Source organism: Sorangiineae bacterium MSr11367, assembly GCA_037157805.1.
GTDB lineage: Bacteria > Myxococcota_A > Polyangia > Polyangiales > Polyangiaceae > Pendulispora > Pendulispora rubella.
The window spans coordinates 11,864,648-11,878,071 of record CP089983.1 but is presented as its reverse complement, the minus strand read 5'-3'; the positions used below and the strand labels follow the sequence as shown (position 1 = coordinate 11,878,071).

9 protein-coding genes are annotated in these 13,424 nt (G+C 66.3%); all 9 read left to right on the top strand.

From position 1 onward, the window contains the following. Nucleotides 1-69: 69 nt before the first annotated feature. On the top strand, nucleotides 70-1,212 hold the full coding sequence (locus tag LVJ94_46260; protein WXB04295.1) for an STAS domain-containing protein: 1,143 nt from the start codon (nucleotides 70-72) through the stop codon (nucleotides 1,210-1,212). A gap of 10 nt (nucleotides 1,213-1,222) precedes the next feature. Further along, nucleotides 1,223-3,073, top strand: a complete 1,851-nt coding sequence (locus tag LVJ94_46255; protein ID WXB04294.1) for an ABC-F family ATP-binding cassette domain-containing protein — start codon at nucleotides 1,223-1,225, stop codon at nucleotides 3,071-3,073. A 34-nt stretch (nucleotides 3,074-3,107) separates the two neighbouring features. Further along, nucleotides 3,108-5,225, top strand: coding sequence for a beta-galactosidase (locus LVJ94_46250; protein ID WXB04293.1), 2,118 nt, complete (start codon nucleotides 3,108-3,110; stop codon nucleotides 5,223-5,225). 3 nt (nucleotides 5,226-5,228) lie between these two features. Then, nucleotides 5,229-6,215, top strand: coding sequence for a GNAT family N-acetyltransferase (locus tag LVJ94_46245; GenBank protein WXB04292.1), 987 nt, complete (start codon nucleotides 5,229-5,231; stop codon nucleotides 6,213-6,215). A 31-nt stretch (nucleotides 6,216-6,246) separates the two neighbouring features. Further along, nucleotides 6,247-7,278, top strand: a complete 1,032-nt coding sequence (locus LVJ94_46240; GenBank protein ID WXB04291.1) for a hypothetical protein — start codon at nucleotides 6,247-6,249, stop codon at nucleotides 7,276-7,278. Nucleotides 7,279-7,620: 342 nt separating this feature from the next. After that, nucleotides 7,621-8,814 carry a S8 family peptidase gene (locus LVJ94_46235; protein WXB10810.1) on the top strand — a complete coding sequence of 398 codons (1,194 nt, stop codon included), beginning with the start codon at nucleotides 7,621-7,623 and terminating at the stop codon, nucleotides 8,812-8,814. Between the two features lie 188 nt (nucleotides 8,815-9,002). Then, on the top strand, nucleotides 9,003-9,941 hold the full coding sequence (locus LVJ94_46230) for a hypothetical protein (GenBank protein ID WXB04290.1): 939 nt from the start codon (nucleotides 9,003-9,005) through the stop codon (nucleotides 9,939-9,941). A 134-nt stretch (nucleotides 9,942-10,075) separates the two neighbouring features. Further along, on the top strand, nucleotides 10,076-11,893 hold the full coding sequence (locus LVJ94_46225; protein WXB04289.1) for a hypothetical protein: 1,818 nt from the start codon (nucleotides 10,076-10,078) through the stop codon (nucleotides 11,891-11,893). Continuing rightward, nucleotides 11,890-13,254: a hypothetical protein gene (locus LVJ94_46220; protein ID WXB04288.1), complete on the top strand. Its 1,365-nt coding sequence runs from the start codon at nucleotides 11,890-11,892 to the stop codon at nucleotides 13,252-13,254. Before LVJ94_46225 ends, LVJ94_46220 begins: the two co-directional genes overlap by 4 nt. Nucleotides 13,255-13,424 lie beyond the last annotated feature (170 nt).

Here is a 13,424-nt window from a genome sequence, read left to right as displayed (position 1 = left end):
CAAGCTGCCGATTGATGCGCCCGACCTCTCCCGGGAGGCTATCGGGCGGGTAGCTTATCGGAGGTGGAAATGGCTACGAGTACGCCGGAAGCCGAAAATCCGAAATGTACCGTAGGGACTTTGCGGTTCGAGTGGGATCAAGAGCGCGGCCTGTTCCTGTGTGAGGGTATCCCCTGCGTGGCCATGTGGGTCGAGACCACGATGGCCAGCTTCATGGCGGGCATCCACAAGATGGTGGGCACCGAGCGCTTTCAGCTCGCGCTCTACGGCGCCGGCGAGGAAGTCGTCGAGAACGAGTGGAACCTCTTCTTCAAGACGGCGCCGAGCTTCGAAGAGGGCATGCGCCGCATCGGCGTGGGCGCCAACGTCGTGGGCCTCGGCCACTGGGAGCTCACGTTTCTCGATCGCGAAAAGAAGGAAGCGCGCTTCCGCGTGCGCAACAGTTGGGAGGCGCTCTACCAGCGCGCGCTCGGCGTCTGCTGGGGAACGAGTTCACTGGCGGGGCGCTTCGCGGGCTTTGCGAGCATCCTCTTCGGGACGAATTGCTGGGCGGAGCAGACGAAATTTCTCGCCAGCGGCGACGAGGCGGACGAATTCGTGGTGCGCCCGTCGACGCGCACCATCGCCGGGCAGCTCGATCAGCTCATCTCCGCGGACAAGGCCACGCGCGCCGATCTCGATGCCGCGCTCGAGCGGCTGAAACTCGAGGTGCACGAGCGCACGCAGGCCGAGGAACGCCTCAAACAAGAGATCCACGATCGCATTCAGGCCGAGCAGATGTTGCTCGACAAGCTGGAGATCATCCGCCGGCAGGAAGACTCCATCCGTGCGATGTCGACGCCCATCCTGCAGCTTTGGGAGGGCATTCTCGCCTTGCCGGTCATCGGCCTGGTGGACAGCCGGCGTGCGAATCAAATGCTGGAAAGCCTGCTCGAGGCCATCGTGCGGACGCAGGCGCGGTTCACCATTTTGGATCTGACCGGCGTCGACGAGATGGATACGGCCGCCGCGGATCATTTGCTCAAGGTCGTACGGGCCGCGGCGCTGCTCGGCACGCGGTGTGTCGTTTCGGGGATTTCGCCGCACATGGCGCAGACCATCGTGGGGCTGGAGCTCGATCTGGCCGAACTCACCTCGTTCAGCACGCTGGAAGCGGCGCTTCGGTATGCCTTGCGCACCGAAGAACGGAAGGGCAGGCCAGGCGTAGTATAGAAGCCGGGCCATGCCCATTCTTTCGGCCCGTGGACTCAACAAAGCCTACGGCGCGCGCCCGCTCCTCACGGACGCGACCTTCACGCTAAAACGAGGTGAAAAGGCGGCTTTGCTCGGGCCCAACGGCACGGGGAAGTCGACCTTGCTGCGGGTGCTCGCCGGGCTCGAACCGGAGGATTCCGGCGTGGTCGACCGGCGGCGCGAGGCGTCCATGTTGTACCTGCCGCAGGAGCCGGTGCTCGATGGCGAGCGCAACGCCCGCGAAATCGTGGCGGAAAAGCTGGGCCCGTGGAGTAGCGAGCACGAGGTGGACGAGTTTCTCGACCGACTCGGGGTGCTCTACCGCGATCGGCCCGTGGCCACGTTGAGCGGTGGCGAGAGGCGCCGGGTGGCGCTGGCGCGTCTTTTCGTCGCGCGGCCCGATCTGGCGCTGCTCGACGAGCCGACGAACCACCTGGATGCCGAGACCATCGCGTGGCTCGAGGGGTATCTGCGCGACGTGTTTCGTGGTTCGGTGCTCATGGTGACGCACGATCGCTACGTGCTCGATGCCGTGGCGACACGCATCTTCGAGCTCGATGCGGGGCGGCTCACCGAGTACACGAAGCGCGACGATCACCTGGGGGCGTACGCGGACTTTCTCGAGCAGCGCTCGGAGCGCGATGCGCAGGAGGAGCGCGTCGAGCGAAACCGGCAGAACCTGCTGCGGCGCGAGATCGAGTGGCTGCGGCGCGGGCCGAAGGCGCGCAGCACGAAGCAAAAGGCGCGCATCGATCGGGCGAACGCGAAGATCGCCGAGCCGGGCTTGGTGCAGCGCGCGAAGGTGGATCTCGTGGGCCTCGAAGAGGGCGCGGCGCAGTTGGGCGGGACGATCCTCGATTTGGATCGGGTGACCGTGGAGTTGGCCGGCCGCACCCTGGTGCGCAACCTGACCTTGAACGTGGTGCGCGGCGAGCGCATCGGCGTGGTCGGGCCGAACGGTGCGGGAAAAACGAGTTTGCTCCGCGTGGTGCAAGGCGAACTCGAGCCGGTGCACGGTACGGTGAAGCGCGGGACGCAGACGCGGATTGCGCTGTTCGATCAGGCGCGGGCGATGCTGCAGGACGATTGGAGCGTGCTGGACAACGTCGCCGAACGCGAGGGCGCGGAGCGCACGGGTGCGGGCATGGTGACCATCGGCGATCGCACGATGGACATGCGCACGTACCTGGAGCTTTTCATGTTCGATGGGCAGTCGTCGCGTCGCAAAGTGTCGGCGCTGTCCGGCGGCGAGCGCGCGCGGGTGGCGTTGGCGCTGTCGTTGAAATCGGGCGCCAACATGTTGCTCTTGGACGAGCCGACCAACGATCTGGACATCGTGACCTTGTCGGCGGTCGAGGAGTTGCTCGAGTCGTGGCCGGGGTGCGCGATCGTGGTGTCGCACGATCGCTGGTTCCTCGATCGGGTGGCCACGTCGATCCTCGCTTTCGAAGGTGACGGCAAGGTGACGTTGTACGGCGGCAATTGGTCGGCCTACCGGGAGCGGATTGCGGCGATTCGGGCGGAGGAGCGGGAGAAGGCGAGCCCGAGCCCGGCGACGAGTGCGAAGACGGGCACGGGCATGGGCACGGGCGAGGGCACGGGCACGGGCACGAAAAAGCTCACGTATGCCGAGAGGCTCGAGCTGGAGAAAATCATGGACGTCATCATGGCGGCCGAAGAGAAGGTCTCTACGCTCGAGGCAAAGCTCGCGGACGGTTCGCTCTGGGCCAAGGCCCCGGACGAGGCGCGCGAGACGCAGGCCCAGCTCGATGCCGCGCGCGCCGACGTGGAACGGCTCACCGCGCGCTGGGAGGACCTGGAAAGCCGCAGGCCTGCCTGAAAGTGTGGTAGCAACCGCTTCCAAGAGGACGCCAATGCCCGAGAGCCGCACGCGATCCCTGCGTGCACGCCGCCTCAAGATCGACCCCGGCGAACCCGTTTCCCAACGGGCCCCGCAGATTGCGCGCGTGCGCTTGCACCCGCACGGCCTCGAGCTACCGACCGGGGGCCCGCACACGGAGCGCGCCTCTTCCGTGCTGCCGCTCTACGCCGGGTCGATGCACTACTGGCGCCACCACCCCTCCACGTGGGCGGCGGGCCTCGATGCGATGCGCGAGATGGGGTTGCTCCTCGTCGACACCTACGTCCCCTGGGGCGTGCACGAGCGCGAGCCCGGAGTCTACGACTTCGGCACCAAGGAGCCGCGCCACGACGTGGGCCGCTTCCTGCGCATGGCCCACGAGCGCGGTCTTCGCGCCGTCGTTCGTCCGGGCCCGCACATCAACGCCGAGCTCACGTACTTCGGCTTGCCCGAGCGCATCGTTTGGGACCGCGCCTGCCAAGCGCGCACGCCGCGCGACAACCCGGTGATGCTCCCCATCGTGCCGGTGGCCTTCCCGGTGCCCAGCTACGCGAGCCGCGTGTTCCACGCCGAGGTGGAGCGCTGGTTCGATCGCGTGGCCAAAGAGCTTGCGCCGCTGCGCTACCCCGAGGGCCCCATCGTCCTCGTGCAGATCGACAACGAGGGCGCGCTCTATTTCCGCGACGGCGCCTACGACCAGGATTACCACCCCGACGCCATCGTCCTCTTCCGGCGCTTTCTCCGCGGGAAGTACCGCACCCCGCGCGAATTGCGCGCGGCGTGGGGGCAGTCGGATCTCTCCTTCTCCACCGTCACGCCGCCCGTGCGCTTCGAGGCGACGACGGCCGACGATCTCGTTCGCCACATGGACTGGATGGAGTTCCACGAGCACCTGCTCGCCGGCGCCATGCAGCGCATGGCCCGCACCCTCGTGGCGAGCGGCTTCGATGGCCTGCCCACGATGCACAACTTTCCCTTGGCCGAGGCGGTCACGCCGCTCAATGCCGGGCGCATCGAGCTCGATCTCATCGGGCTCGATTACTACCACCGGGCCACGCCGCAAGATCACGTGGCCATCCTGCGCCGCACCAGCGAGCTCGTCTCGCGCTGCGCCGGCATGGGGGCGCCACCGTACGGCGCCGAAGTGGGCGCGGGCTTTCCGCCGTTCTTCTCGCCGCTCACCGAGGACGACTCGATTTACACCTTGATGGCCGCCATGGCCTACGGCCTGCGCGGCTACAACCTGTACATGGCCGTCGAGCGCGATCGCTGGGTCGGCGCGCCCATCGATCCGCAAGGTCGCCGCCGGCCCTTCGCCGATCGCTTCGAGGCGCTTTCGCGGGCGCTCGAGCAGACGCGCTTCCACACGCTCACGCGGCGCGCGCCCGTGCGGCTCGTGGTCCCGCGCTCCCTGCGCCGTCTTGCGCGGGCCACCCACGCCTTCGGGCCGATGACGCCGGCCATGTTCCACGTCATTGGCGCCGGCTTTCGCGAGAGCTGCCTCGAGGACGACTTCGGCCTCGGCGGAGGCGCCCCCACCCTCGACGCCGAAGCGTACCTGCGCGCCTTCGAGCGCGCCCTCTCCGCGCGCGGTGTTCCCTTTGCGTACGCGGGCGGCGAGACCTTCGACGTCAGCACGCGCGATGCCCGCTGGCTCATTTGCGCGACCGCCGGCGGCGTCAAGCGCGAGCTCTGGGCCTCTCTGCTCTTGGCGGCGAACACCGAAGGCACCCGCGTCACCGTCGGGCCGCGCATCCCGGATCGCGATGGCAGCCTGCGGCGGCTCGACGTGCCCTACGAGCGCGGCGCCATCGAGCTCGAACCGCTCGAGGAAATGGCCCAGGCCGATTCCCTCGTCGCGCGGCGCATCGAGGAGCTCGCATTGCCCACGTACCCGCACGCGCCCGACGACATCTTCGTCGCCGTGCACGAAGACGAACGCGGTACCGCCAAGGTCGCCTTCTTCATGAACCCCACCGCGGCCGAGGTGAGCGCACGCGTGGCCCTTCCCGGGGCCGGTGCGCTGGTCGACTTGATGGCCCCGCGTGCACGGCGCATCGCCCGCACCGCCGGTGGCTTCGATCTCGTCGTGCCGCCGCACACGGTGCGGATGATGGCCATCGAGAGCTGACCCATGCGCGTCTTGTTGAAAGAAACCCTCTCCCCCGTCGAGGCGGAGGAATACGACGCCTTCGTCGCCACTGCGCGCGGTGGACACTATTCGCAGGCGCGCTCGTGGAGTTCCGTCGCGACCGCGGGCCGGCCCCTCACCGTGCGGTGGTTTCTCGCACGCGACGGTGGAAAAACCGTGGGTGCGGGCCTCTTGCTCCGCCCGCGGGCCGCGCGCTACCTCCTAGCGCCGGTCGCGCACATGGACCGCGGACCGGTGTGCGACGATCCCGAACGGGTCGGCCGTGTGGCGCGTGCCCTCGTCGCGCGAACGCGGCTGCACGGCATCGCGCGCCTCTCCATCATGCCGTACTGGACCGACGCCGAGGCCGACGCCGTCGAACGCGCCCTCGATCGCGAGCGGTTCACCAACACGCAGCAGGCCGACGGCGCGCACATCGCCACCTTGCGCCTCGCACTGGGCGAGCGCACCGAGGCCGAGATCCTCGCCGGCGGCGACCGCGCCACCCTGCGCCGAAAATTGAAGCAGGCAGAGAAAGCCGGCGCGCGCGCCCGCATGGGCACCGCCGTCGATCTCCCGGCGCTCCGCCGCCTGCATGGCGAGTTGATGTCCGGCCAAGGGATGTCGAAGAAGCCGGACCTCTACTTCGAGCGCCTCGAAGGGCAACTCGCCCCGAGCGGACCGGCGGGGCTCTTCGTGTGCGAGCACGAGGGCGATGTCGTTGCCGCAGCGCTCATGTTGCGTCACGGCAGCGTGGCCACCTTCGTGCTCGGCGCCTCTGATCGCTCCCACCGTTCTTTTTCGAAGATGGTGCTCCCCTTCCTCGCGGCCATCCGGTGGGCACGCGATTTGGGATGCACGAGCTTCGATTTGGGCGGCATCCCCATGGAGGGCGATACGGATGAGAAGCGCCGTAACATCGCGCAATTCAAGTTCGATTTCGACCGTACCCTGGTCCGGCTCGTAAGCGAGCACACGCGCTGGTTCTAGCGTCGTTCTCGGTTACAATACGGACGTGGGGATGATGCCCGCCTCTCCCGCGCTCGTGTTGGCGTGGTCCGCGGTCGAACCGCATCGCGTCGGCGAAGTCGCTTTTCTGCCCGAGGGGGCGAAGGACGTCGTCTTCGGGCGGGGCCGCGACGACCTCATGTTCGTGCGCCAGCGCCCCGGATCAATCGCCCTGCGACCTCCCTTGCAGGGCGACGGCCTGTCGCGCCAACAGCTGCGCGTGCGCGCGTCCCAATCCAGTGGCCACGAGCTCGAACTCGAGCGCATCGGTCGCTGCCCCATGCTGGTCAACGGCGACGCCGTGGACCGCGCCCGTGTCGCGCCGGGCGACGCCGTGCTCTTGCCGAGCAACGTTCTCTTTTACGTGGTGACCCGCCCGCGCGTGCTGGGCAAGCTCGCGTCCTTCTCCTTCGTCGACATGCCGCGCTTCGGCGAGATCGATCGCTTCGGCATCGTCGGCGAGAGCCCCGCGGCGTGGGATCTGCGCGAGGCCGCCGCGCGCGCCGACAAGGACCGCGAATCACGAAGCCGCTGGCCCATCTCCTCGCCGACCCCGAGGGCCAGCACGCCGCCCATCTCGGTCAACCCCGTCATTGCCGACGACTTGCAGGATCGCCGCGAGGACGTCCCGCTGGTCGTGCGCCACGTGCTGCGCGATCTGGCGAAGACGAATCCCAACTTCGTATCCCGCTTTCGAACCGAAGCGGGCGAGGTGCGCATCGATGGCACCTTGGTGGCCAACCTTTTGCGCGACGCCATTGCGCGGACCATTCCCCACGTGGAGCGCCTTCTTTGGGCGGCCATCACCGAGAGTGTCGACGACATCATCGCGCACCACCCCGAATCGCGTGCGATTCCGTCCGGTCCGCGTTCGGAAACGCTGCCCGCCGTCGATCCTTCGTGCGACCGTGTGCGCGAAGCCCTCGAAGCGTCGCATGGCAGCGTGGCAAAGGCCGCCCGCCTGCTCGGTTTGCGCACACGTTACGAGTTGTATCGGCTCTTGAAGAAATACAAATTGGAAGCCATCCCGCGTCACGACGACTAGCGACACGATGAGTGGCACTCATCACTTGAGCAAATCGTGAAATTGCAAATAGCGAGCATCGCTCGACGTTGCGTTTGACTTAACGTCAGCCGTGATGGACAACGGTCTGGCCCACAGACGTTGACTGCGGAAAACCAACCATAGCCGCGTCATCGATTTGGACGTCACCGAGCCAACGCTCGCGTGCGGAGTTGTGTTCGAGAGCCTGCACCTGCGTGTGTGCTGGGCTACGAATCGCCCGCCCGCGTTGGTTCCACGTCCGAATCGCGGCGACGGCCAGTCTAGGAGGCCATCATGCGACGAAGGTACGTTGTTGCGTCATTCGCTGTTCTCTCTGCCGTGATGCTCGGAGCCGCAGGCTGCGCGAGCGACGAGGAGCCGGCGCCGGGCGCCCACGAGCAATCGCTGGACGCACGGGGCACGATTCTCGGCGCCGAAGGTGACATCGTTCCCGAGCGGTACATCGTAACGTTGCGCGACGACATTGGCGGTGCACTGTCGGCGGTGGTGGACGATCTCTTGGTCCAATACGGCGGGCGCATTGGCATTCGCTATACCCACGTGCTCAAGGGATTCTCCATCGAAATGCCGGAAAGCGCGGCGCGTGCGCTCGCCACGAATCCGTTGGTGAAATCCGTCGCGCACGTGCACGTCGGGCACGCGGTCGGAACGCAGCAAAATCCGCCGTGGGGCCTCGATCGCAGCGACCAGAAGGACCTGCCTCTGAGCAATTCGTATACGTACCCGGACAGTGGCGGGCAGGGGGTAACGGCCTATCTGGTCGATACGGGCGTGACGCGGAGCCATCCGGACTTCGAAAATCGGGTCACGTCTGGGTACGACTTCGTCGACAATGACGCCGAGGCCCAAGATGGCCATGGCCACGGAACCCACACGGCCGGTACCGTACTCGGCAAGACGTACGGCGTCGCGAAAAAGGCCAAAGGCGTGGCGCTTCGCGTGCTCGGCAATGACGGCCGGGGCACCACCGAGCAAAGCTTGAATGCCTTCGACTGGGTCATCGAGCATGCGCAAAAGCCCGCAGTGCTCAATTACAGCGTCGGATTCGGCGACGGCGATTCCGCCATCGATGCCGCGGCGCGCAAGGTCTGGCAGGCGGGCATCGTCTTCGTGGCGGCCGCCGGAAACGACAACCAGGACGCGTGCAGCCAGTTTTCGCCGGCCCGCGTGACGGATCTCATCACCGTGGGTGCCACCACCAAGAGCGATAGCCGGGCCCGCCCCCAAGATTGGAACTTCGTGAACGGCAGCAACTTCGGTGCATGCTTGGATATCTTCGCACCGGGCACAGGCACCGTTTCGGCCTCGTCGAATGGCAGTGGGACGGCCACCATGAACGGTACCTCCATGGCCACGCCCCACGTCACCGGCGCCGCCGCGCTCTACCTCGTGGCCAATCCGAATGCCACGCCGCAGCAAGTTCGCGATGCCCTGGTGAGCAATGCGACCGCCAAGGTCACCAACGCTGGCGCGAACACCACGACCAAACTCCTCTACGTGGGATTCATCCCGTAATTGCCAATCGAGCTCCGGCCTTCCCTCGCGGATTTCCCTGCGAGGGGAGGCATGCACGGCGGAGAACGACAGAAATACCTCGATTTTCCTCCTGTCGAGCCTGAACCCCATCCGTACTACCTCCGCATCGAATGGGGGAACAAATGAGCTTACGTAATAGAACGTAAGCCTGACGTGGGGGATTCATCATGATTGAATCGAAACGATTGCTCCCCGGATTCTTGGGAGCGCTTGCCGTAATAGGCTTGGTTGGCTGCGCTTCCGGAGACGATGGTTCCGCGCAACAGGACGGCACTCTCACGGGGGACGGAGTCTCTCCGGCTTGTCCGCACGATCCACCGCCCCCTCCTCCAGGGGGCGGCGGCGCCAAAGGGTACTCCGGACGGGCGTCCGCGCTCAGCGTCTACGTAAGCCTAAACCACCCGTCCACGACCTCCTGGGACGGCGCCTTGGTCATCGGCGATACGAAGGCGATCGGGGCCGGCGGCGGCTCGCTCACCAAGAGCCTTCTCACCGTCGAAGCCGGTCCGCTCTTGCAGGCGGCGGTCTTCAATGGCCTCGTGAAAGCCGGGGGAGGTAAGACGCACTCGGCGGCCTCCACGGCCAACGCCTCGGTGCTGGCGTCGGTCAAGAGCGGTTTGCTCCACGACGTTCTCGGTCAGGACGGGCGCGGTGGCGATATTTCGATCAATCTGCGCGACATACTCGAGAGTCTCGGCATCACCGATGCTGCGCTCGATGGCCTCTTCAACGGCGGCCCGCTCCAAGGCGGTATTCAAGCCGACGTGCTCGAAGAGACGGCCGACGCATGGTGCGCTGGCGGCAAAGCCGTGGGCGCGGCCGATGGGACGATTGCCCGCTTGGTCATTGGCGGCTCGCCCATCAACATCACCTTGGGCGCCAACGTGAAAGTCCTGTCGATTCCAGGACTTGTCGAAGTCACCCTCAACGAGCAAATCGTCACGGGCGGCGGCGGCTCGATCAGCGTCGACGCATCGGCCCTGCACGTGAATCTGCTCGACGGCATCATCGACGTGAAGGTCTCCCGCGCACAAGCCGGTGTCACCTGCGGCGATGGCGGCGGAGGCGGTGGTGGCGGCGGCGGCGGAGGGTGCGGCACCAAGTAACCCAACCGCTCTTTATCTCTTTTATCGAGATGTGACTCGGACTCCCTATCCACTGTGCGCTTGACGAGCGCGCGGACAATACGCGATGGGGAGGCATGAAAAGTTTATTTGCGGTGCACCGCGGAGTGCGCTGCATGGCTGTCTTGCTTCCCCTCGCCTCCTCCCTCTCCCTCTCGTGCGGTGGACGTGACGCGCAGCCCGAGTTGAATGGCGCAAGCCAAACGACCCTTCTGGAGGGTGCGCCACCGCTGAAGAACCGCGTCCTTCTGCCCGACGACGAATTGGCGCCAAAAGCGCTCAAATTGCTCGGCGGTTCGGGCGCGGATCTCAATTGCAATGGTTGCCATTCGATCACTCGCGAATACGTGCGCTATTGGCGCGCGCTGAGCGATACCGCACTTTCCAATTGCCTGACGGATTTGCAAGTGAGCACGCCCGAATCGGCGCGCTCCATGCTGGCCTGCATGCGGCAAGTGCCCACCGATCCCACGTCGGCCTACAAAGCGAAGAACCTCGGTATGTATTCGACCGCGGTCCCGCTTCCGTGGTTCGAATACCTGTTCAAACAGGCTTTCGGCGATACGTGGGAAACGGAGATGAAGAAGTTCCGCGAGCGGGTGAAGATGCCCGTTGGCGAGCCTCCGCAAACGCATGTACCCTACACGCAAGAGGAGTTCGACCTCTTGATGGAGTGGTTCACCCGCGGATTGCCCAAGCTGGAGACGCTCTTGCCGGAGGATCCGGCGCCGAGCACCTGCAACCCGGGCATTTCGGCGGACGTTGCCACGCACGTGAACCAGATGAAGCTCGAAGGCTGGCGCGCGGTGAACGCCGAGCGCGGCCTGCTGATGCACGGCTGCACGGCCGGCTCCGATCCCCGTGATTGTCTGGCGAGCTACCCGCGTGCGGGCGAGCAGCCGTATGGACAAGGCTGGGAGTCGCTCGAGGGCGCGAAGTTGCGCATCCTCCGCGAACAGAGCTACCGCTCTTATTACTGGACGCGTAGTTCGCCCGACGGCCGATTCGTGGGCCACGGCGGCGCGTCGGCGGGCACGGGAAGCACCATCGTGGACCTGCTCCAAAATCGCGGCATTGGTGTGGCCGCCAAATACGATCCGAGCTTCTTCCCGGACAATTCGGGTTTTGCCTTCCAGGGGAGCAAGGCCTTCTTCTGTGAGGAAGGGCTGCTCACCTCGGGCCCGGCGAACATTTCGTTCACCGAGCCGCAGTGCAGCTCGAATGGTCAGGTCCGGCTTTACCAGCACGTGGGCGCGGCGCTCGGTGGCGGTGACTATTGGACCGTCGACAGCGGCTTCGTGAGCGACGACGGCGGCAAGAGCTCCACGCCGGGCAAGGATCCCACGGCGAACTTTGCCTCCACGGCGAAGATCCGCCTCACGCCGATGGTCCACACGGGCAGCACGTTCGAGCCGATGCCCTCCATCGAGAAGAATGCTCCGTTCGAGGGCGATACGGTCATTTCGCCGTCGACGCGCTGGCTGATCAGCCGCCTCGGTGGCAGCCGCGGAAGGCACCTGGGCTACGTTCTGCGCCGCCTCGTGCCGACGCGCACCGAGACGGGCTACACGGTGGAGACGCCCGAGGTGGCGCGCTATTGCCTCAACGGCGGCAAGCCGAACTTCTCGTTCGACGAGCGCTGGATGGTCATGCACCACTACATCGAGAACAACGCGAACGACGCGAAAGATCTCGGCTACACGGGCCTCAGCGATCCGGGCTTCAAGCCGTACGCCGAAAAAGGCGGCGCGAACATTTACCTGGTCGACATGCTCACCGGAAAGCGCACGCGCGTGACGAAGGTGCAGCCTGGGCAATATGCGCTCTTCCCGCATTTCCGCTCCGACGGCTGGCTCTATTTCGCCGTGCGAAATGGCGCGGCCAGCAGCACGGAATACGTGGTGGCCAGCGACGCGGCGTTGGTGCTTCCTTGAGGCGAAGCGCCGCGCTCGCGGTGCTCCTGTTCTTCCTGGGCTGCCAAAGCCGGGACGGCTCCTCGCGTTCGCCCGTAGGTGAGCGCGCGGATGCCGTCCAGGCGGCGGACCGGAAGATCTTGGGCGCCGCCCAGCCCTTCGTGGCCGACGAGACGCTGCGCGCGCGCGAAGAGGCGCTGCGGCAGTCGAAGCGCCTGCGCCGCGAGGCGGCCTGGCGAACGGTGGAGAAGATCCTCGCGCCGGTGGCCTTGGCGGAGCCGCTCCCGCCGCCCACCGCGGGCTCGCGCGTTCCCGCGTGGCAAACGTGGTACGACCGCGAGGACGCGCGGCGCGTCTTTCATCGGCTCTACGACGGCATCGGGTCGCAGCGCCGTCGTGCGCGGGCGTCGTTCACCGGGGCGGAGCTCGATGCGGCCTTCGCGTGGAACACGCGCGCCGTCGAGGAGCTGCCCAATTGGCCCGCGGACCGCTACCAGCAATACCTCGCCTCGCTCGACGAGGCCGCGGAGGTCGCGGGCGTGGGCGGCATTGCGCGCGTGGCCTACAGCCCCGCGACGTTGCAGCATTTGTTCGGGAGCTACAAGGCCATCACCGATTGCCTCGCGCGCGGTACCTCGGATGCGGGCAGCGCGTGGGCGCCTTGTCTTCGCGCGGCCTTTCCGTCGGATGCCGCCGTCATCAAGAGCTCGTGGGTGCGCGCGGATTTCGGCCGCAAGCTGCCCACGTACGACACGTCGGCCGAGGGACTCGCCCAGCGCCTCTCCCCCGACGGCGGCGTCTCCTGGGAAGTCCCCGACGGAGAAGCCAACCCCGGCCCCGAGGCAATTTACACCTTGAAGCTCGCCAATGGAAACACGTACCGCCTGGCGGGTCTTCACATCATCACCAAAGAGTTGGACCACTGGGCGTGGACCAGCTTGTGGTGGTCGGCCTCGCCCGATCTCGACTTCGGCGCCGATCGGCCCGCGTCGATCGAAGGGCCGTGGCGGCATTACAAGATGTGCACGGTGACGTCGTTCGACGAGCGCGATCCGGCGCCCGGCGGCGGCTTCGACGAGCATCCCTCGCTCGCCGGCGCACTGACGGCCGTGCACGGCGAACCCACATGGTGCTCGAACCCGTACATCGAACGCGGCGAGGGCAACGCCAGCACCAACTGCGTCGGTTGCCACCAGCACGCGGGCACCAGCGCGCTCACCTCGGAGATCCTGTCCGACGCGGCCCGCTTTCCCATGCGCGGGCGCACATTGCTTCGAAACGACTTCCCCGTGGACTACGCGTGGACGGTGAATCAAGGCGAACGACTCGGCTACTACTTCGCCGACGAATTGGCCTTTTATGACCAAAGCGATCCGCCATGACCGCAGAGTGACGCACACTTCGGCGGGATCGACATCGGATCATCTGCGGATCGCGCCACGCCCAGAGATCGGGCGCAGCACACGTCGATTTCATCGGCAATGAGCGAGGCATCTCGCGGCATCTCGCGAATGCCTTCGCGACCATGGCCGGGTCGGCTCTGGCACGATCC

Excerpts from the sequence above, each read along its gene's own strand:
- LVJ94_46255 (WXB04294.1), top strand. The coding sequence starts at position 1,223 with ATGCCCATTCTTTCGGCCCGTGGACTCAACAAAGCCTACGGCGCGCGC.
- LVJ94_46240 (WXB04291.1), top strand. The coding sequence starts at position 6,247 with ATGATGCCCGCCTCTCCCGCGCTCGTGTTGGCGTGGTCCGCGGTCGAA.
- LVJ94_46235 (WXB10810.1), top strand. The coding sequence starts at position 7,621 with ATGCTCGGAGCCGCAGGCTGCGCGAGCGACGAGGAGCCGGCGCCGGGC.
- LVJ94_46245 (WXB04292.1), top strand. The coding sequence starts at position 5,229 with ATGCGCGTCTTGTTGAAAGAAACCCTCTCCCCCGTCGAGGCGGAGGAA.
- LVJ94_46250 (WXB04293.1), top strand. The coding sequence starts at position 3,108 with ATGCCCGAGAGCCGCACGCGATCCCTGCGTGCACGCCGCCTCAAGATC.
- LVJ94_46230 (WXB04290.1), top strand. The coding sequence starts at position 9,003 with ATGATTGAATCGAAACGATTGCTCCCCGGATTCTTGGGAGCGCTTGCC.
- LVJ94_46225 (WXB04289.1), top strand. The coding sequence starts at position 10,076 with ATGGCTGTCTTGCTTCCCCTCGCCTCCTCCCTCTCCCTCTCGTGCGGT.
- LVJ94_46260 (WXB04295.1), top strand. The coding sequence starts at position 70 with ATGGCTACGAGTACGCCGGAAGCCGAAAATCCGAAATGTACCGTAGGG.